Annotated in this window: 17 protein-coding genes and 1 pseudogene; 4 read left to right on the top strand and 14 right to left on the bottom strand. The window is 68.2% G+C overall.

What is annotated here, in order from left to right; genetic code table 11:
* Positions 1 to 26: 26 nt before the first annotated feature.
* From D7316_RS02900 to rsmD, 14 genes and pseudogenes are all read right to left on the bottom strand, one after another.
* The gene (locus tag D7316_RS02900; protein ID WP_124706963.1) at positions 27 to 1,370 is read right to left on the bottom strand and encodes an ammonium transporter; all 1,344 of its coding nucleotides are present in this window, start codon (positions 1,368 to 1,370) and stop codon (positions 27 to 29) included.
* A 153-nt stretch (positions 1,371 to 1,523) separates the two neighbouring features.
* Complete coding sequence (locus tag D7316_RS02895; protein WP_124706962.1) at positions 1,524 to 2,837, bottom strand: LLM class flavin-dependent oxidoreductase; 1,314 nt, start codon at positions 2,835 to 2,837, stop codon at positions 1,524 to 1,526.
* Between the two features lie 8 nt (positions 2,838 to 2,845).
* Positions 2,846 to 3,847: an LLM class oxidoreductase gene (locus D7316_RS02890; RefSeq protein WP_124706961.1), complete on the bottom strand. Its 1,002-nt coding sequence runs from the start codon at positions 3,845 to 3,847 to the stop codon at positions 2,846 to 2,848.
* 136 nt (positions 3,848 to 3,983) lie between these two features.
* A complete protein-coding gene (gene ftsY, locus D7316_RS02885; protein ID WP_124706960.1) occupies positions 3,984 to 5,525 on the bottom strand; it encodes a signal recognition particle-docking protein FtsY in 1,542 nt (513 codons plus the stop codon).
* Positions 5,526 to 5,603: 78 nt separating this feature from the next.
* The gene (gene smc / locus D7316_RS02880) at positions 5,604 to 9,242 is read right to left on the bottom strand and encodes a chromosome segregation protein SMC (protein WP_124706959.1); all 3,639 of its coding nucleotides are present in this window, start codon (positions 9,240 to 9,242) and stop codon (positions 5,604 to 5,606) included.
* Between the two features lie 82 nt (positions 9,243 to 9,324).
* A complete protein-coding gene (locus tag D7316_RS02875) occupies positions 9,325 to 9,609 on the bottom strand; it encodes an acylphosphatase (protein ID WP_124706958.1) in 285 nt (94 codons plus the stop codon).
* A 5-nt stretch (positions 9,610 to 9,614) separates the two neighbouring features.
* Entirely contained in the window at positions 9,615 to 10,076 is a 462-nt protein-coding gene (locus D7316_RS02870; protein WP_124706957.1) for an OsmC family protein, read from the bottom strand.
* Positions 10,073 to 11,046, bottom strand: a pseudogene (gene mutM, locus D7316_RS02865) (bifunctional DNA-formamidopyrimidine glycosylase/DNA-(apurinic or apyrimidinic site) lyase). Before mutM ends, D7316_RS02870 begins: the two are co-directional and overlap by 4 nt.
* A 6-nt stretch (positions 11,047 to 11,052) precedes the next feature.
* Positions 11,053 to 11,778 (bottom strand): ribonuclease III, encoded by a 726-nt coding sequence (rnc, locus tag D7316_RS02860; protein WP_124711062.1) that lies wholly within the window; start codon positions 11,776 to 11,778, stop codon positions 11,053 to 11,055.
* Positions 11,779 to 11,832: 54 nt separating this feature from the next.
* The gene (locus tag D7316_RS02855) at positions 11,833 to 12,510 is read right to left on the bottom strand and encodes a YceD family protein (protein ID WP_124706956.1); all 678 of its coding nucleotides are present in this window, start codon (positions 12,508 to 12,510) and stop codon (positions 11,833 to 11,835) included.
* Positions 12,511 to 12,586: 76 nt separating this feature from the next.
* On the bottom strand, positions 12,587 to 13,411 hold the full coding sequence (locus D7316_RS02850) for a DivIVA domain-containing protein (protein WP_197718171.1): 825 nt from the start codon (positions 13,409 to 13,411) through the stop codon (positions 12,587 to 12,589).
* Between the two features lie 115 nt (positions 13,412 to 13,526).
* Positions 13,527 to 14,015 (bottom strand): pantetheine-phosphate adenylyltransferase, encoded by a 489-nt coding sequence (gene coaD, locus D7316_RS02845; protein ID WP_124706954.1) that lies wholly within the window; start codon positions 14,013 to 14,015, stop codon positions 13,527 to 13,529.
* A 33-nt stretch (positions 14,016 to 14,048) separates the two neighbouring features.
* Positions 14,049 to 15,143 (bottom strand): nitronate monooxygenase, encoded by a 1,095-nt coding sequence (locus D7316_RS02840; protein ID WP_232016735.1) that lies wholly within the window; start codon positions 15,141 to 15,143, stop codon positions 14,049 to 14,051.
* Positions 15,136 to 15,687, bottom strand: a complete 552-nt coding sequence (gene rsmD / locus D7316_RS02835; protein ID WP_124706953.1) for a 16S rRNA (guanine(966)-N(2))-methyltransferase RsmD — start codon at positions 15,685 to 15,687, stop codon at positions 15,136 to 15,138. The genes D7316_RS02840 and rsmD overlap by 8 nt, the downstream gene beginning before the upstream one ends.
* Positions 15,688 to 15,874: 187 nt before the next feature.
* Between rsmD and ectA the strand changes: the two genes are divergently transcribed.
* The 4 genes from ectA to D7316_RS02815 all read left to right on the top strand — a co-directional run bounded on the left by ectA (position 15,875) and on the right by D7316_RS02815 (position 19,253).
* The gene (ectA, locus tag D7316_RS02830) at positions 15,875 to 16,402 is read left to right on the top strand and encodes a diaminobutyrate acetyltransferase (protein ID WP_124706952.1); all 528 of its coding nucleotides are present in this window, start codon (positions 15,875 to 15,877) and stop codon (positions 16,400 to 16,402) included.
* A gap of 152 nt (positions 16,403 to 16,554) precedes the next feature.
* The gene (gene ectB, locus D7316_RS02825; protein WP_124706951.1) at positions 16,555 to 17,826 is read left to right on the top strand and encodes a diaminobutyrate--2-oxoglutarate transaminase; all 1,272 of its coding nucleotides are present in this window, start codon (positions 16,555 to 16,557) and stop codon (positions 17,824 to 17,826) included.
* On the top strand, positions 17,823 to 18,260 hold the full coding sequence (locus tag D7316_RS02820; protein ID WP_124706950.1) for an ectoine synthase: 438 nt from the start codon (positions 17,823 to 17,825) through the stop codon (positions 18,258 to 18,260). The genes ectB and D7316_RS02820 overlap by 4 nt, the downstream gene beginning before the upstream one ends.
* Positions 18,261 to 18,350: 90 nt before the next feature.
* The gene (locus D7316_RS02815) at positions 18,351 to 19,253 is read left to right on the top strand and encodes a Sir2 family NAD-dependent protein deacetylase (RefSeq protein WP_197718170.1); all 903 of its coding nucleotides are present in this window, start codon (positions 18,351 to 18,353) and stop codon (positions 19,251 to 19,253) included.
* Positions 19,254 to 19,289 lie beyond the last annotated feature (36 nt).

Below are 19,289 nucleotides of genomic sequence, written 5' to 3'. Positions count from 1 at the left end.
CAGCGTAGTTGCGAAAGCGTAGGGATTCATGCCAGTTCGTAGGCCGTTTCTGCATGTTCGGCCTCATCGATGCCGTTGTGCTCGTCCTCCTGGCTGATCTTCCAGCCCAGCGGCTTGAGGATCAGTGCGATGACCAGGGTGAGTACACCGGTGAACACCAGGGCGAACAGGGCGATCACGATCTGCACCACCAGCTGCTTGTAGTCGTGGCCGTAGAACAGACCGGTCTCCTCGGCCAGCAGACCGATCGCGACGGTGCCCCAGAGGCCCGAGACCAGGTGAACACCCACGACGTCGAGCGAGTCGTCGTAGCCGAACTTGTTCTTCAGTCCGATGGCCAGGGCCGACAGGATGCCCGCGATCACGCCGAGGATCAACGAACCGACCGGGGTCAGCGCGCCACACGCCGGGGTGATGGCGACCAGGCCGGCCACGATGCCCGATGCGGCACCGACGCTCGTCGCGTGCTTGTCGCGCACCCATTCCACGGCGAGCCAGCCGATCATCGCTGCCGCGGTGGCGGCCGTCGTGTTGATCCACACCTTGCCGGCGACCATGTCGGCGGCGAGTTCCGAACCGGCGTTGAAGCCGAACCAGCCGAACCACAGCAGAGCGGCGCCGAGCATGACGAACGGGATGTTGTGCGGCCGGTACGCGGTCTTGCCGAAGCCCGCACGGGCGCCGACGATGAGCGCGAGGACCAGCGCAGCCATACCTGCGTTGATGTGAACCACGGTGCCGCCGGCGAAGTCGATCGGAGGAACAGTGGCCGCTCCGTCGGTGGTGCCGAACATCCAAGCCGCGAAGCCGTTCTCGGAGCCCGACATGATGCCGCCGCCCCAGACCATGTGCGAGAGCGGGAAGTACACGATGGTGGCCCAGATGACCGAGAACACCAACCAGGTCGAGAACTTCACGCGCTCGGCCAGCGCGCCCGAGATCAGCGCGACGGTGATGACCGCGAACGTCAGCTGGAAGGCCAGGAACACCGTGGACGGGATGGTGAGACCACCCGTCACGACCTGCTCCACCGCCTCGCCGTTCTCGGTGATCTCCTTGGTCTCCATCAATTGATTGGAACCGAAGAGCGCGAACGGATTCGAGAAGACGCCCCAGATGTCGTCGTCACCCGTGATGCCGTTCCCGAAGGCCATCGAGAAGCCCCACAACACGTACACGACACTGACGGTCGCGATCGAGCCGAAGGACATCATCATCATGTTCAGAACCGATTTGCCCCGCGCCAACCCCCCGTAGAAGAAGGCGAGTGCCGGCGTCATCAGCAGGACCATAGACGCGCTGGCGAGCATCCAAGCTGTGTTGCCGGCATCTGGTACTGCGAAAGCATCGTCTGGCAGTGCCAAAACCACTGTAGAAACCTCCCTAGAGTGCGCCGACGGCTCGGCGCCTGCAAAGAGACTGTCGGCACTCGGTTTCATCTGTGGTGCTCTGACGTTTCGGGAATGTGAACCAGTGGACGGATTATATTTCCGCCATGTAACGCCTGCGCGTTCCCGGGTACTCTAGGCGACTCCCCTGCGCCCCGACGGCGCGTTCGAGGGGTTACGCGTGTATCTCTCGCGCAGTGTCGATTCGGTGTAGTCGTACCGGAAGATCCCTCGCTCACGCAGCAGTGGCACCACTTCGTCGACAAAGATCTCCAGCCCGTCCGGGAAGACGTCGGGCATCAGGTTCACACCATCTGCGGCGCCCGCCAGATACCAGTGCTCGATCGTGTCGGCGACGTCCTCCGGGGTACCGACGACCACGCGGTGACCGGAGCCGCTGAACGCACGGACAGCCTCGCCCACGGTGAGGTCGCGCGCAAGGATCACCCGCACGATGGACTCACGGAAGCCCAGCGAGGCGCCGAATCGTGCCGGATCGGCGACCGGCTCCAGCAGGTGCCGCGGGAATGGTTCGTGCAGGTCGTAACGCGCGAGGTCCTCACCGATGACCTGCGAGAGGCGTTGTGCGGCAAAACCCTCGGGCAGCAGGGCGTCCTGCTCGGCGGCGCGGCGCTCCGCTTCGGCGTGGGAGCTGCCGATGGTCGTGATCAGGCCGGGCAGGATCTTGACGGCATCCGGTGCACGGCCGCTGCGGACGGCGGCCCCGGACACGTACCGGTGATGGTCGATCGCGGCGCCGAGATCCAGCTCCGCCGTGAACACCGCGTCGGCGACCGCACCGGCCAGGTCCCGGCCCTGCGGCGAGCCGCCCGCCTGCACGAGCAGGGGTTCACCCTGGGCGGAGCGCTCCTGCCCGAGCCGCCCATGGGCGGAGAAGAACTCACCTTCGTGTGCCACCGCAGGGCCGGGAACTCCCGCTGTCGACGCGCTTCGCCACAGCGCACGTACGAGGTCGACGAACTCGCCGGCCCGCCGATACCGCGTTTCGCGATCCGGCAGATCCGCGAGACCGAAGTTCGCTCCCGCCGATGCCGAGTATGTGGTGACGATGTTCCAGGCGAACCGCCCGCCGGAGAGCCGATCGAGACTCAGGAGCCGATGCGCGAGTTCCACGGGTTCGTTGAAGGTCGTGGAGAACGTGCCGATGATGCCCAGGCGCTCGGTACCCGCCGCGACGGATCCGAGGATGATGCCGGGGTCCAGCGCCTGCGAGGGTTTGATCGCCGGGTTCTCCCGCAACGCCGGGCCGTCGGCGAGGAACACCGCATCGAGAGTCCCGCGCTCGGCGATCTGCGCCTGACGAACGTAGTAGTCCGGATCGACGAATGCCGTCGACGACTCGGTCGTGCGCTGCCAGGCCGCGGCGTGGATGCCGACGTTGAGCACGTTCACGTTGATGATCAGACCTCGTCGGTCGGGGCGGGTCATGACTCTCCTCAGACGGTCTCGGCGGTGCGGACGGACGCGAACACGCGACGGTTGCGACCCGGATCCGGGAGTGTGGCCGCTGCGACCCCCAGCCGCGCACGCAGGGTCCGGTCATCCGCAGACGCGTCACGTCCGGGCCGTCGACTGCGGATCGACCGGAGCAGGTCGTCGAGGTCCGACAGCGACGTGGTCACGATCGCGCCGTCGAACCCGCCGGGGATCGGGTCGGCGCGGAATGCCGTCTCCGACAGCTCCACCACCCGCGAGATCGGACTCCGTTCCGTCTCGACGCGCTCCACCGACCCCGGCTGATCGATCACCAGAATGTCGGGCCGGGTGCCGCCGGCGCCGGGCCGGCGGCCGAAGACCGGGAGGTCGTGCTGGATGGAGCCCGGCAGCGGCAGCGGTCCCGCGATCGCGAAGTGTCCGGCGATGTCGGCCGCCCGGACGAGGTCGGTGTCGACGAAGACACCGGTGTTCACATCCGCGACGACGGAGGCCAGTGGCCATGCGCGCCACAGGGTGCGGACCGCGTCGATCGCGGCCGCCGTGTGCTCCGCACCGAGCGGACTCGACGTCCAGGCGTCGGCGTCGGTCCCCAGGGCGACGGCGGTGTCTGCGTCGGCGGCGAACCACCCGGCGCGCCCACCGGTCGCGTGATCGAGGGAGAGCAGCCGTCGGGCCAGGTTGTAGGGGTGATCGCGGTGCGCCGCGGCCGCCACCACGTAACCGAGGTCGGTGGTGTGTCGAGCCGCGAACGTGGCGACGACGGTGGGGTCGACCGTTGCCGGCCCGGATTCACCTGCGTGAGATTCCCCCGCGTGAGATTCCCCCGCGTGAGATTCCCCCGCGTGAGGTGCGCCCCGATCGGCACCGATGAGCCAGTAGTCGACGACACCGTCGAGCCGCCGGGCGAGCCCGGCGATCTCCGGACCCGACAGTGCAGCCAGCTCGCCGTCGGAGATCGACACGCCGATGTGGAACGGGGCAGGCGACTTCCGGATGTTCATGACCGTCGACGTTATGGCGGCCACGAGATGCGGCAAGGTTTCCGCCCAGCGCAGTGCGAAGTGACCGCCCACGCGCGTCGCTCACACCGCCGTCCCGCTCGTCTCCGCGCGGCGGCGCGTACGTCAGAGCGGGACGTCAGAGCAGGGCGTCGACGAAGGCCTCCGGCTCGAACGGGGCGAGGTCGTCCGCGCCCTCCCCGAGTCCGACCAGTTTGACCGGCACGCCGAGTTCCTCCTGGACGTGGAAGACGATGCCGCCCTTGGCCGTACCGTCGAGTTTGGTCAGCACCACACCGGTGATGTCGACGACCTCGGCGAACACCCGCGCCTGGGTGAGGCCGTTCTGCCCGACCGTCGCGTCGAGCACCAACAGGACCTCGTCCACGGGCGCCTTCTTCTCCACGACACGCTTGACCTTGCCCAGCTCGTCCATCAGACCGGTCTTGGTGTGCAGCCGGCCCGCGGTGTCGATCATCACGACATCGACACCCGTGTCGATGCCCTTGGCGACCGCATCGAACGCGACCGACGCGGGATCGGCCTGTTCCTTGCCACGCACCACAGCCGCACCGACCCGCTCACCCCAGGTCTGCAGCTGGTCCGCGGCTGCGGCACGGAACGTGTCGGCGGCACCGAGCAGAACCCGGCGGCCGTCGGCGACCAGTACGCGCGCGAGCTTTCCGGTCGTCGTGGTCTTGCCGGTCCCGTTGACGCCGACGACGAGGATCACGGCGGGCCGGCCGGCATGCGGTAGGGCGTGCACCGCCCGGTCGAGATCGGGGCGCAGTTGCGCGACGAGCACGCGACGGAGCAGGGCGCGCGCATCGTCCGCGGTCCGCACGTTGCTGGTCGCGAGTTCACTCCGCAGTCGCTCGACGACGGCCATCGTGGACGCCGTGCCCAGATCGGCCATCAAGAGCGTGTCCTCGATCTCCTCCCAGCTCTCCTCGTCGAGGTCGCCCGCGCCGAGCAGGCCGAGCATGCTCTTGCCGATGGCCCCCTGCGAGCGCGACAGTCGCCCGCGCAGCCGTCCGAGCCGGCCCGCCGTCGGCGCGATCTCCTCGCGTGCGGGCGCGGCCACCTCCACCGGCTCGGTCTCGACGACCGGTTCGGGTTCGACGACCGGTTCGGGTTCCACGACCGGTTCGGGTTCGGCGACCGTTTCCGGTCGGGGCGCGGGCTCGACGACGGTTTCCGTCGCGGGCGCCTCGACGACGTCATCGGGAGCCGGGGCCTCGACGACGTCATCGGGGTCGGTCAGCGTCCCGGTGCCACCGCCGGGCTCGTCGGGCAAGGAGACGTTCCGGATACCGCGCTGCGCCGAGTCACGCGGTACCGCCGCATCGTCGCCGACGCCCGGCTGGCCGTCGACCTCGGTGCGCTCGAACCCGGTGTCCGGGACCTTCTGGTCCGGGCCTCCCGGCCGCACCACCGGTTCCGGCGGCTCCGCGAGCCCGACGCCACCGGCGCTCGCGCCCTGGCTGAAACTGAACCCCGACCCCGCCCGGTAACCGCCCGATTTGTCGACCTGCCGGGTCGTCCCGTCGATCGGTCCCTGATCTCCCGAGTCGTCGGACAACGAGATCCGGCGTCGTCGGGACAGCATCACGCCGAGCACGATCAGTGCGATGAGCACGATCACGGCGACGACGATGCCGATGATGAGTCCGGTGTTCACTCCGAGTACCCCTATCGGTTGTCGGGTGCGACCGATCGTGTCCGATCGCTCGTCGCACCCTGTTCAGTGCATGGTCGGTCAGGTCGGGTCGGCGGTCACATGTCCCGTCGCCTCGCTCGCCCGGGTGTCCCCGGTGACCGGGATGTCCACACCACGCAAGCGCTGCGAGATCACCGTGGTGATGCCGTCGCCCCGCATGCTGACGCCGTACAGGGCGTCGGCGACCTGCATGGTCGGCTTCTGGTGTGTGATCACGATGAGTTGCGAGCGTTCCCTCAGTTGCTCGAACAGGGCGATGAGTCGCCGCAGGTTGGTGTCGTCGAGGGCGGCCTCGACCTCGTCCATCACGTAGAACGGTGACGGCCTCGCCCGGAAGATCGCGACCAGCATGGCCACCGCGGTCAGGGACTTCTCCCCGCCGGACAGCAGCGACAGGCGCTTGACCTTCTTGCCCGGTGGGCGTGCCTCGACCTCGATACCCGTGGTGAGCATGTCGCTGGGGTCGGTCAGCACCAGACGCCCCTCCCCGCCGGGGAAGAGCGTCGTGAACACGGTCGCGAACTCGCGTTCGACGTCGGCGTAGGCCTCGGTGAACACCTGCAGGATGCGGGCATCCACCTCGTCCACCACGGACAGCAGGTCGCGGCGAGCAGCCTTGACATCCTCGAGTTGCGCTGACAGGAAGTTGTAGCGCTCCTCGAGCGCGGCGAACTCCTCGAGGGCGAGCGGGTTGACCTTGCCGAGGGTGTTGAGATCCTTCTGCGCCTTCTTCGCGCGGGTCTCCTGCGTCGCCCGGTCGTACGGGAGCGCCGCCGGCGCGACGACGTTCTCACCGCGTTCCTTGGCCTGCTCGTACTCCTGGATCTCGAGTGCCGACGGCGGCATCGGCACGTCCGGGCCGTACTCCGCGACCAGGTCGTCCGGCGCGATCGCGAAGGTCTCCAGGATCTGTTCCTCGAGTTGCTCGATGCGAAGCGCCGCCTGGGTCCGCGCGAGCTCGTCGCGGTGAACGGTGTCACGCAGTGAGTTGAGTCTGATGGTCAGTTCGGCTGATTGGTTCTTCAGCTCATCGAGCGCCGCACTGCGCTCGATACGCACCTGTTCGAGTTCGTCACGGCCCGCCTGGGCGGACTGCACGGCGAGCGACAGTCGTCGGGAGACCTCGGCTCCCGCGTCGGCGACGGCGGACGCGACAGCCGCCGCACGACGTCGCGCCCGATCCTGCTGCTCGGCCCTGACCCGTGCTTCGCGCTCGCGCTGGGCGGCCCGGCGCAGCGAGTCCGCGCGTCCACGGACGGACGCGAGACGTTCCTCCGCGGTGCGCAGCGACAGCCGCGCCTCCATCTCCGCGGCCCGCGCGGCGGCGACCGCCTCGGCCGCCGCTTCCCGGGGGACGTCGTCACCGATCTGTTCCGACGGGACCTCGGACTCGTCGTTGGCGTAGCGCAGACGGTCCTCGAGTTCGTGCAGTTTCGCCAGCATGTCGGCGCGACCTTCCTCAGCCCGGTCGCGCTGCCGGGTGAGACGTTCGCCCTCGGCGCGTGCGGCCCGGATCTCGTGGCCGAGGCGCGCCATCTGCTCGTAGGTCCCGCCGACGTTGGCGTCGGACTCGTGCAGTGCGGCCAGCGCCTCCTCCGCGGATTCCCGGCGATCGCGCTGTTCGGCGAGTGCGCCGTCGAGCGCGGCCTCGATCTCCTCCGCCCGTCGTCGAGCGGCGGCGAGTTCGCTTGTCGCCGAGTCGATCGCGGACTGCACCTCGAGCGCCGACGGGCGATGCGACGACCCGCCCTCGATCGATGCGGGACCGATCCGGTCGCCCTCGCGGGTGACCGTCCGGACCCGATGCCGCTGAGCGATGTCGAGTCCTTGTCGCGGGGTGTCGACCAGGACGGTGTCGGCGAGCACGAGGTCGACGGCGCCGCGCACCGACGCCGGGCACTGCACCACCGATGCCGCCCAGCGTGCACCATCCGGCAACACGATGTCGTCGCGGACCGCGGCGTCGGGCAGCCCCCCGAGGATCAGCGCGGCGCGGCCACCGTCGCCCGATTTCAGGGCGTCGAGCGCCCGGACCGCCGCGAGGGCGTCGACCGTGGCGATCGCATCCGCCGCGGGTCCCAGAGCGCCGGCGATCGCCGTCTCGAAGCCGGACTCCACGGTGAGCATCTCCGACATCGGCGCCAGCAGTCCGTCGGGCGCGTTGTCGAGGAGCCACGCGCCGCCGTCGTTGCGTTCCAGCCCGACCGCTAGCGCCTCGATCCGGGCGGTCAACGATGCGATCCGCTGCTCGGCCTCGCGCTGGCCCGTCTGGAGTGACGCGACCCGCTCGTTGGCCTGGTTGAGGGCGTTCACCGAACGCTCGTGGTGCTCGTCGAGTCCCTGTTCGGCAGCCTCGAACTCGCCGAGTGTCGCGGCCGTGGCGTCCTGCTGGGTCTGCGCCGCCTCTGCCCGCTCGCTGGCCGCGGCGATGGCCGAGGTGAGGCGGGCGGTCTCGGCGTCAACCGACTCCGACTTGGTGCGCAGGTTGTCGACCTGCCCTTCCAAGCGGGCCAGTCCTTCACGTCGATCGGCGATCGCCCGCACGGCGGCCAGGTGTGCCCGCTCGGCCTCCGCCGCGACCTGCTCATTGCGCGACAACTCGGCCTGCGCCGCGTCGAGGTACTCCGACGCCGCCGTCACCGCGCCGCCGAGTTCGGCCTCGGTCAACGCGGCGTCCTCGGCCTGCCGCTCGAGGTCGTCGGGATCGGGCCCGCTGGACCTGCTCGTCGGCTCGTTCAGATATCGGCCACGCTCGGTCGCGACGCGGCAGGTCGCGTCGATGCGTTCGGACAGGGCCGACAGCCGAAACCAGGTCTGTGCGGCGGCCGTTGCCGCGGGCACGACCTCGGCGAGGTGCTGTTCGTGCTCGGCGAGCTGCGCGGACACCGTGTCGAGAGCCGCGGTCACCTCATCCTGCTGGGAGCGGACCTCGTCCTCGACGGCCGAGTGCTCGGCCATCTCGGCGCGCCTGGTCACCAGATCATCGGCGGCCAGCCGCAGTCGCGCATCGCGGAGATCGGCCTGCACCGTCTGCGCGCGGCGAGCCACCTCGGCCTGCCGTCCCAACGGCTTGAGCTGACGTCGGAGCTCGCCGGTCAGGTCGGTGAGTCGGGCCAGATTGGCCTGCATCCCATCGAGTTTGCGGACCGCCTTCTCTTTGCGTTTGCGGTGTTTGAGGACGCCCGCGGCCTCCTCGATGAACGAACGACGATCCTCGGGCCGCGACTCGAGGATCGCGGCGAGTCGGCCCTGCCCGACGATGACGTGCATCTCACGACCGATGCCGGAGTCGCTCAGCAGTTCCTGGACGTCCATCAGCCGACACGAATTGCCGTTGATCTCGTACTCGCCTGCGCCGTCGCGGAACATCCGCCGCGTGATGGAGACCTCGGAGTACTCGATGGGCAGCGCCCCGTCGGCGTTGTCGATGGTCAGGGTCACCTCGGCACGACCGAGCGGCGGCCGCCCGGACGTGCCGGCGAAGATGACGTCCTCCATCTTGCCGCCGCGCAGCGCCTTGGCGCCCTGCTCGCCCATGACCCAGGTCAGGGCGTCGACGACGTTCGACTTGCCCGACCCGTTCGGCCCCACCACACAGGTGATGCCGGGCTCGAAGCGCAGCGTCGTGGACGACGCAAACGACTTGAAGCCCTTCAGGGTGAGGCTCTTGAGGTGCACGACGGTACAGAATACTCACCATCGCGGCGCCGTCGGCGTCCCCACGCGGCACAGCACACCGACCGAGGCATTCGGTCGGCGACTATTTCTCGACGAATCCCCGCAGATCTCCGCGCGCCGGGTCGAACTTCTCGACGACGAGGTCGACCGAACCGGCGGTGTCGCCAGAGCGCAACGCGGCCAGCAGCGCCTCGGCCGCCGCACGTGTCCCCTCCGCGACCACCAGGACCCGCCCGTCGGCGAGATTGGCGGCGTACCCGACCAGGCCGAGTTCGAGGGCACGCGATCGGGTCCACCATCGGAATCCGACACCCTGGACGTGACCGTGCACGTGCGCGGTCAGACGGACGTTCGCAGCGTCGGCCATCGCGGTCAGTCGGTCGTGATCGCCAGGTTCACCGTGGCACCGGCCTTGATGGTCCGCCCGACGGTGCAGACCGCGTCGATCGCCCGCTCGACGACCACGAGCAGGCGCTCGGCGGCGGCCGGGTCCAGCTCGGAGAGGTCGACCTCGAGGATCTCCTCGAGCACCGGGTAGCGCTCGTTCTCCCGGTCGGCCGCGCCGCTCACGCGGACGGTCGCGTCGTAGTCGTCGCCGAGGCGTCGCGACAGCGGACGATCCGAGGACATGCCGGTGCAGGCGGCCAGTGCGATCTTGAGGAGCTCTCCGGGGGTGAACACGCCGTCGACGTCCTCGGAACCGACGAGCACCTCTGCTCCCCGCGAACTCTTGCCGGTGTAGCGGCGGGTGCCGGTGCGTTCCACCCAGAGGTCGGTGTGCGGGCGGGCCGTGTCGTTCGAGGGGGTCTCGCCGGTCTGCTGGTCGATGGTCATCGTCGGTGTCTCGATCCTTCTCGTCGGGTGCCGCCGGTGGTGGGTGCCGTTTCGACAACGCGAACGGGTGCCGTTTGCTTCCGCACCGGCTCCCGACGTTGACAACGGGGGCAATAGTACGAGCTGCGATTCATGAACTGTTCGCGCCGCATGATCGCCCCGCAGCGCCGACACGGCTCGCCCTCGCGACCGTAGGCGTTCAGTGACCGCTCGAAGTAGCCCGACTGTCCGTTCACGTTCACGTACAACGCGTCGAAGGACGTCCCGCCGACAACCAGCGCCTCCCCCATCACCTCGGTGACCGCGGCGATCAGTTCGGCCAGCTTCGCCCGGCTGAGCCGATCGGTGATCCGCCCCCGTGAATCCGACTGCGCCACAGCGCTTCATCGGCGTAGATGTTGCCGACACCGGAGATGACGGTCTGGTCGAGCAGTGCGCGTTTGACCTCGGTGTGCCGGGACCTGATGGTCGTGATCACCGCGGTCGCGTCGAAAGCCGGATCGAACGGATCCGGCGCGATGTGCGCGATCGATTCCGGCAGCCGGGGTGCGCCGCGGGTGATCGGCTCGACGTACTCGTCGACGTGCCACCCACCGAAGGTCCGCTGATCGACGAAGCGCAGTTCGCTGCCGTCGTCGAGCATCGCCCGGACCCGCAGGTGGATGTGATCGGCCACCCCGGCGTCGGTGATCAGCATCTGTCCGCTCATCCCGAGGTGGACGACCACCGGGAACGCATCGGGACTGTCGAGCGGTTCGACGTCATCGGCGAGGTCGAGCCACAGGTACTTGCCACGCCGATGCGCCCCGCGCACCGTTTTCCCGGCCAACCGTCCGGCGAGATCCACACCGCCACCGAGGTGACGTCGGACCGCACGGGGGTGCAGGACCTCGACGGCGACGATCCGTCGTCCGACGACATGGTCGGCGAGACCACGCCGAACGGTCTCGACCTCGGGCAACTCCGGCACGTCGGGCTACCGGTCGGTCGGCGTCGCGCGGTCGGTCAGCGCCTGCCACGCCAGCGCGGCCGCCTTCTGCTCGGCCTCTTTCTTGGTCCGGCCACTCCCCTCGCCGAGGCTCTCCCCGGCGACGACCGCCACCGCGGTGAACTCCTTGTTGTGGTCGGGGCCGGTCGAGGTGATCTGGTAATGCGGCGGACCGTATCCGCCTTCCGCGGACAGCTCCTGAAGGGATGTCTTCCAGTCGAGACCTGCGCCGAGATGCCCTGCGCGCCCGATCATCTCGTCGAAGAGTCCGAGAATGATCGTCTTGCACTCGGCGAGCCCGTGCTCCAGATAGAGCGCACCGAACAACGATTCGAGACCATCGGCAAGGATGCTGTCCTTGTCCCGGCCGCCGGTCAGCTCCTCGCCGCGGCCGAGGTAGAGGTGTCGCCCGAGCCCACCGTCGCCGAGTTCGCGGGCGACTTCGGCCAGCGCGTGCATGTTGACGACGCTCGCGCGGATCTTGGCGAGCTCCCCCTCGGACTTGTCGGGGTAACGCAGGTACAGCCGTTCGGTGATGATCACGCCGAGTACCGAGTCCCCCAGGAACTCCAGGCGTTCGTTGGTGGGCAGATTGCCGTTCTCGTACGCGTAGGACCGATGCGTCAGGGCAAGGGTCAGCAGTTCGGGCGACAGTTCCGCGTGCAGCGCGGCGAGCAGGTCCGCGAATCGCTCCTGCCCGGGACTGGTCGGCACATCCGCATCCGGGACGGCTCCGTCGGTCACGCCTTGTCCTTCTGCCACGTCGGTTCAGTCACCGGCCTTGTCCCGCGGCGCGCCCTGTTCGGCTTCCTCGGGCGCGGCGAACTTGTCGCGCAGCGCCGCCCACCTCGGATCGATGATGTCGTGCGCATGTCCGGGTTCGGCGACGGCCAGCCGGACACCGCATTCCGGGCAGAGGCCCGGGCAGTCGTCCGCGCACAGGGGTGACATCGGGAGTTCGAGCGCAACCGCGTCGATGATCGACTGCTCGAGATCGATGCGGTCGTCCACCAACCGGTGGATGTCCTCGGCCTCGCTCGTCTGCTCGGTCTCACTGTCCGGGTAGGCGAACAGTTCGGTGAGGAACACCGTGACGGTCCCGTCCAGCGGCTCGAGGCAGCGCGAACACTGACCCTGTGTCTCGCCGCTCACGGTCCCGGTCACCAACACACCCTCGGTCACCGACTCCAGGCGCAGGTCGAGGTCGACCTCGGACTCCTGTGGGATCGCGAGCATGTCGAGACCGATCCGCTCCGGTGCGCCGACCGTGCGGTGCACCTCGGACATCGTGCCGGCGCGGCGTCCCAGCGACCGGACGTCGAGGACGAACGGATCGCGCACGGCGCCCGCCTTATCCGGCGTCACGCGCGCGGTACCCCCGTCATGGTCGGGCGCTGCCGAGGACTCGCTGGTCGCCACATCTCGACTCGTTGCATGATCAGCCACAGTTGCACGATACGCCCGACCTGCGGACTGTTCGAACGACATCCATCCGGAGGTCGCCGACGGTCGGCGGATTCGGTCACACCGCGAGCGGCGAACCCTGGTCGTCGGCCCGTTCGCGCCCGTTGGCCGCGCTGCGCGGAACCGGCGGCTCGTCGACGCTGCGCGGGTACTCGACATAGTCGTGCATGCCTGCCCCGGTGCGCAGCTGGTGGCGTCCTCGATTCACCGAACGCAGTGTCCCGGTGAGGATTTCCTCGAACTGCGCCAGCTTCTCGTCGACGTAGACGTCGCAATCGCCGCGCAGCCGGTCGGCCTCGCCATGGGCCGCGTCGATGATGCGTTCGGCCTCCGACTTCGCCGCACCGACCACCTCGGCCTCCGAGACCAGCCGCTGCTGCTCGGCGATACCGTCGGCGACCGACTTGTCGTAGGTGTTGTTGGCGGAGTCGATCGTTCGCTGCGCCTCGGCGCGGGCGCGCCCGGTCACCGCCTCGAACTCCCGTGCCGCACTTGTCGACAGGCGGTGTGCCTCACCGGTCGCCTCGTCGACGAGCTGTCGACCGTGCGAACTCGCCTCGTCGACCATGCGATCGGCCTGCGCCTTCGCCTCGGAGAGGATCCGGTCCGCCTCCGCACGGGCGTGGGCGATGACCGCCTCGGACTCCGAATCGGCCTTCGTGATGACGTTGTCCGCATGGTCGCGAGCGTTGCCGACGAGCGAATCGCGCTGGTCGAGAACGTCCTGCGCATCATCGAGTTCACCCGGAATCGAATCCTTGATGTCGTCGAGGAGTTCGAGGACGTCTCCGCGCGGAACGACGCAGCCCGCGGTCATCGGGACGCTTCGCGCTTCCTCGACGATGGCGACGAGTTCGTCGAGCGCTTCAAAAACCCGGTACACAGCTACCCCAATCCGGCGCTTGCCTTCGGTCTGCCACTGAAACATCTGTGACTATTGTGCCGAATGGTGTGCCTGTGATCAGTGAGGCGGAAGGGGTGTGTCGTGACGAATGAGCTCAGATCTGTCGTTCGCCGGCGAGAATCGCCTGCAGGCGCTCGTGGATGTGCGGCGACAGGAACGGCACGACGTCACCACCGAGCTTCGCCACCTCCTTGACCAGCGAGCTCGACACGTGGGCATAGCGCGGGTCGGTGAGCAGGAACATGGTCTCGACGTCGGTGAGGTCGCGGTTCATCTGCGCCATCGGCACCTCGTAGTCGAAGTCGGTCCCCGACCGGAGACCTTTGACGATGGTGTCGATGTTCTCGTTGCGCAGATAGTCGACGAGCAGACCGGTCCAGCGGTCGACCCGGACGTTGGGCAGGTCCGCACACTCCTCGCGGATGAGCGCGATGCGCTCGTCGACGGCGAACAGTCCGTGCTTGTTCGGGTTGACCACCACGGTGACGACCAGCGAGTCGAAGCGCGCGGCGGCGCGCTCCACGATGTAGCGGTGACCGACGGTGAACGGGTCGAAGGATCCGGGGAAGACGGCTGAGGTCATAGCCGAAATCTACGCGAGCTCATCGACGCCCGGTCAGGGTCGGTCGAGCAACTCCGCGGTCAGGCGAGACATCAGATCGGCCGCCGGGCCGGTGGTCACCGAACGCCAACCGGTTCCGGCCCACAGGTTGATCGTGTCGGCATCGCCGGCCGCGGTGGCCGCCGCCCGCAGCGGCTTCGTCACGTGATGCACCTGCGGATAGGCCGCCGGGCCATCGCGGTGCCGCACCGCGAACCCGTTGCGAAGCGAGCGGGCCGGGCGCCCGGAGAAAGCCCGGGTGATCACCGTGTCCGGGAACGAACGCTCCAGCAGGGCTCGACGATGCGGCTGGGACGTGCGCGCCTCGTCGCAACACAGGAAGGCCGTGCCGAGCTGTGCGCCCACCGCTCCGAGCGACATCATCGCGGCGATCGCGGCACCGTCGCCGATCCCGCCGGCCGCGATCACCGGGACATCGACGGCCCCGGTGATGGAGTGGACCAGCTCGGCCGTCGGCACCCGCGGACCGCCGGCGGCATCGCCCGGGTCGTCGAACCAGATCCCGCGGTGTCCACCGGCCTCGATGCCCTGGACGACGAGCGCGTCCGCGCCGGACGCCACCGCGGCCCGCGCTTCGGGGAGCGACGTCACGGTGACCGCGACCGGCGCGCCGACGTCACGGTGGACACGCTCGACGAGTGCGGCACCGGGGTCGCCGAACGTGAAGCTGACAAGCGCCGGCCGGTGGGCGGCGAGGACGTCGACCTTCTCGGCCACCCGCTCATCGGTGTATCGCGGCGCACCGAGTTCCACGTCGAGACGTCGCGCCTCGACGGCCAGGACTGCGCGGTACCGGTCGACGTCGTCACGGAGCGCCCCGGCGTCGGCGCCGTCCGCGAGCGCATCCTGACCGGAGAGGAAGATGTTCACGCCGTAGGGCCGGGTGGTGAGTGTCTCGACCTCGGCCACGAGGTCCGCCAGCGCGTCCGGAGCGAGATAGCCTGCCGCGAGCATGCCCAGGCCGCCGTGCTCGCCGACCGCCGCGACGAGCGACGGCGTGGTCGGGCCGCCGGCCATGGGAGCGCACACGATCGGTGCCGCCACCTCGAGGGTGCCGATCCGCATCGGTTCGCCGAGGTCGTCACGCACGTGCCGCCACCTCCACTCTCGTGTCGCCGTAGGTCTTGTGCACCAGAACGGTCATGTCGTCCGGCCACACCGTCTCCGGGGCCCGGACGGCACGCTCCACGACGACGAGTCCATCGTCGGCCAGCCGACCGTCACCGAGAGCGGACAGATCGGCCGTCATCGCCGAGTTGTCCATGTCGTAGGGCGGGTCGAGGAAGGCGAGGTCGAACGGCCCGGGCGCCGACGCCAGGTGGGTGGCGACCGGTCGCGCGACGATCGAGCTGCGATCGGCCACCCCACATGTCCGGACATTGGCCGTGATCACCGAGACCGCGCGGCGGCCGGAGTCGACGAACACGGCCGTCGCCGCGCCCCGCGACAGCGCCTCGAGGCCCAGGGCACCCGACCCCGCGTACAGGTCGAGTACATGGGCACCGTCGAGGTCCACGCGCGCCTCGATCATGTTGAAGATCGCCTCCCGAACGCGGTCCGACGTCGGGCGGGTGCCTTCCGGCGGCACCCGTAATCGACGTCCACGCAATTCCCCGGCGATTATCCTCGTCATCGGTGGCCATTCTGCCCCTCGGCACCTGCCGGACAAACACCGCCGCGCCGCTACCATTCCGACCTGGGTGACATCAATGTGACCCGTATCACTTACCGCCCGTGAGCAGGCGATAGTCGGTGCCCAGGGGGGCCGATTTCCGAGGGAGCATGACATCACAGAAACGCATTGTTAACTTCGAATGGTCATGAGCCCGTCCCAAACAAGAACGGCCCCAACCACTGCAATCGCTGTCGACTATCGACAGCCCACCGTCGAAGATGGTGCGCGACTCTGGGAAATCGCCTCGGACTCAAAGGTTCTCGACGTCAACTCGAGTTATTCCTATGTCCTGTGGTGTCACGATTTCCCGACCACGTCCATCGTCGCCGAAGTCGACGGACGTCCGGTCGGTTTCGTCACCGGCTACCGTCGCCAGACCGATCCCTCCACGCTGATGGTGTGGCAGGTCGCGGTCGACGACGATGTCCGCGGCCACGGAATCGCCGGCACGATGCTGCACCGCCTCTTCGACCGCAACCAACGATCCGGTGTGGTCGCGATGCACACCACCATCAGCCCTGACAACGTTGCGTCGCAGCGTTTGTTCGAATCCGTCGCGCAGCGCCGAGGACTGCGCTTCGAACGCCGAGATCTGTTCGGCGCGGGGCAATTCCCGGATTCTCACGAGCCCGAGGATCTCTACATCCTCGAGCCGGATCTCATCGAACCCTAGTTCGCTCGTCGAACCCTGGTTCGCACAAGAGTTTTCACCATCCGACGGCACTCCCATCCGTTTCCAGGCCATCCACGTCATCGTGGGCCGAACAGTAACACCGTCGTCGGAACGATCCTTCGATCGTCACAACAGAAAAGGGGGATGTAACGATGCAACTTCTCGATCAGTCAGTCGACGATTCCGTCTTCACCCAGCACGAGTCCGAGGTCCGCAGCTACTGCCGCAGCTGGCCCACCGTGTTCACCCGCGCCAGCGGTTCGTGGCTCACCGACACCTCCGGTCGCGAGTACCTCGACTTCTTCGCCGGCGCCGGTTCGCTGAACTACGGCCACAACAATCCGGTGATGAAATCCGCTCTCCTGGACTACATCTCGGATGACGGCATCACCCATGGCCTGGACATGGCCACGGTTGCCAAGGGCAAGTTCATCGAGGCCTTCACCCAGAAGATCCTCGAACCGCGCGGCCTGGACTACAAGATCCAGTTCCCCGGCCCCACGGGCACCAATGCCGTCGAGGCGGCACTGAAGCTGGCCCGCAAGGTGACCGGACGCACATCGATCATCAGCTTCACCAACGCATTCCACGGCATGACCCTGGGCTCGCTGTCGGTGACCGGCAACTCGATGAAGCGCGCCGGTGCGGGTATCCCGCTGGTCCACGCGACCCCGATGCCGTTCGACAACTACTTCGGTGGCGTCGTGGAGGACTTCGCGTGGTTCGAGCGCGTGCTCGACGACTCGGGCAGCGGGCTCAACCGTCCGGCCGCGGTCATCGTCGAGACCGTCCAGGGTGAGGGCGGCGTCAACGTCGCACGCCCGGAGTGGCTGCGCGCCCTGTCCGATCTGTGCGAGCGCCGCGACATCCTGCTCATCGTCGACGATGTGCAGATGGGTTGCGGACGCACGGGCGAGTTCTTCTCGTTCGAGGACGCCGGTATCAAGCCGGACATCGTCACGCTGTCCAAGTCGATCAGCGGTTACGGACTGCCGCTGGCCTTGACACTGCTCAAGCCGGAGCTCGACGTCTGGACCCCGGGTGAGCACAACGGCACGTTCCGCGGCAACAACCCCGCCTTCGTCACGGGCACCTCGACCATCGATCACTTCTGGAGCGATGACGCGCTGACCCGCGACGTGCACGCCAAGGGCGACCGCATCCACACGGTGTTCAGCGAACTCTGTGAGACCTACCAGGGCATCTCGACCCGTGGTCGCGGCATGGTCCAGGGTCTGGTGTTCGACGAGTCCACCGCCGCCGGCAAGGTCTGTGCGCAGTCCTTCGAGGCCGGACTTCTCGCCGAGACGTCGGGGCCCTCCGACGAGGTGGTGAAACTGCTTCCGCCGCTGACCATTTCACATGAAGATCTGGATCGCGGTCTGGCGATCCTGAGCGATTCCGTCAAGGAGGTGATCGGATGATCGTCCGCACCACAGCCGAGATCACCGGAACAGATCGCGACGTCGCCGACCCGAAGGGCAACTGGGTCTCCAAGCGCATCGTGCTCGGCGGCGACCGGGTCGGATTCTCGTTCCACGAGACCACCATCAACGCCGGTTCCGTCAACGAGTTCCACTACGCCAATCACGTCGAGGCCGTCTGGCTCGTCGAGGGCGAGGGCACGCTGCTCGACCGGGAGACCGGCGAGACCTACCCGTTGGCCCCCGGCACCATGTACCTGCTGAACGGCCACGAGCGCCACACAGTGACCGCGGACACCCAGATGCGGATGCTGTGCGTGTTCAACCCGCCCGTCGTCGGCACCGAGGTGCACGACGAGAACGGCGTCTACCCGCTGGTCACCGTGCCTGATCAGACCGGGCGACATACGCCGGAGGCGGTCACCGCAGACTGACCTGCGAAAGGTCGGATGGGATACGGCCCGGCAGAACCACCGCGTTCTGCCGGGCCGTTCCATGTCCGCGACGCCGCTATCCTGGACAGCGTGCGTACGCGACTGCAGATCGGCTGGACCCCGGCCGAGCCGACGCCGCTCGACGACGACGTGGTCGGCCGGGTCGAGCGGGTACGTGAGCTCCTCGACGGGAAGCGGGTGGTCGCGCTCACCGGCGCCGGCATCTCGACCGAATCCGGCATCCCGGATTACCGCAGCCCGGGCGCGCCGGTCCGCACCCCCATGACGCTGGAGATGTTCCTGTCGTCACCCGACTTCCGCCGCCACTACTGGGCGCGCAACCATCTCGGCTGGAAGCACATGGACGCCGCCCGGCCGAACGTCGCGCACGAGGCGCTCACCTCGATGCAGCACCAGGGCCGGCTGGTCGGCGTGATCACCCAGAACGTGGACATGCTGCACACCAAGGCCGGCACGCGGCGCGTGCTGGAACTGCACGGGTGCTACGGACGCGTCCGGTGCCTGGTCTGCGACTGGCAGATCTCCCGGCATCGTCTCGCACGCGAACTCGACGCCCTCAACACCGGGTTCACCGAACGGGTGCGTGGTCGTGGTGCCATCGAGGTCGCGCCGGACGCCGACGCCACCATCGACGACACCGGCGACTTCATCATGATCGACTGCCCGGGATGCGGCGGCATCGTCAAACCCGATATCGTCTACTTCGGCGAGAGCGTCCCCAAAACAACTGTGCAACAGGCATTCTCGATGGTCGATGAGGCCGACGCGCTGCTGGTCGTCGGGTCGTCGCTGACGGTGATGAGCGGCTTGCGCTTCGCGCGCCACGCGCATCGCACCGGCAAGGCGCTGGTGATCGTGAACCGGGGCGCCACCCGTGCCGATGACATCGCCGACCTGAAGGTCGACCACCTCGCATCGGTCGTGCTGCCCGCACTGGCGAACTCGGCACAGATGACGGCGAACGTGTCGTGAACCGATGCGTTCGCCGCCATCCGTCCGATCGGCAAA

Origin of the sequence: Gordonia insulae (assembly GCF_003855095.1) — a bacterium.
GTDB lineage: Bacteria > Actinomycetota > Actinomycetes > Mycobacteriales > Mycobacteriaceae > Gordonia > Gordonia insulae.
Note: the sequence above shows the minus strand (reverse complement) of the source record. Positions and strands in the feature narration are given on the sequence as shown.

Coding starts and splice junctions, on each gene's coding strand:
- coaD (WP_124706954.1), bottom strand. CDS start 14,015: ATGACCTCAGCCGTCTTCCCCGGATCCTTCGACCCGTTCACCGTCGGT.
- D7316_RS02870 (WP_124706957.1), bottom strand. CDS start 10,076: ATGACCATCGACCAGCAGACCGGCGAGACCCCCTCGAACGACACGGCC.
- D7316_RS02890 (WP_124706961.1), bottom strand. CDS start 3,847: ATGAACATCCGGAAGTCGCCTGCCCCGTTCCACATCGGCGTGTCGATC.
- rsmD (WP_124706953.1), bottom strand. CDS start 15,687: ATGACGAGGATAATCGCCGGGGAATTGCGTGGACGTCGATTACGGGTG.
- D7316_RS02820 (WP_124706950.1), top strand. CDS start 17,823: ATGATCGTCCGCACCACAGCCGAGATCACCGGAACAGATCGCGACGTC.
- D7316_RS02875 (WP_124706958.1), bottom strand. CDS start 9,609: ATGGCCGACGCTGCGAACGTCCGTCTGACCGCGCACGTGCACGGTCAC.
- ectA (WP_124706952.1), top strand. CDS start 15,875: ATGAGCCCGTCCCAAACAAGAACGGCCCCAACCACTGCAATCGCTGTC.
- D7316_RS02895 (WP_124706962.1), bottom strand. CDS start 2,837: ATGACCCGCCCCGACCGACGAGGTCTGATCATCAACGTGAACGTGCTC.
- ectB (WP_124706951.1), top strand. CDS start 16,555: ATGCAACTTCTCGATCAGTCAGTCGACGATTCCGTCTTCACCCAGCAC.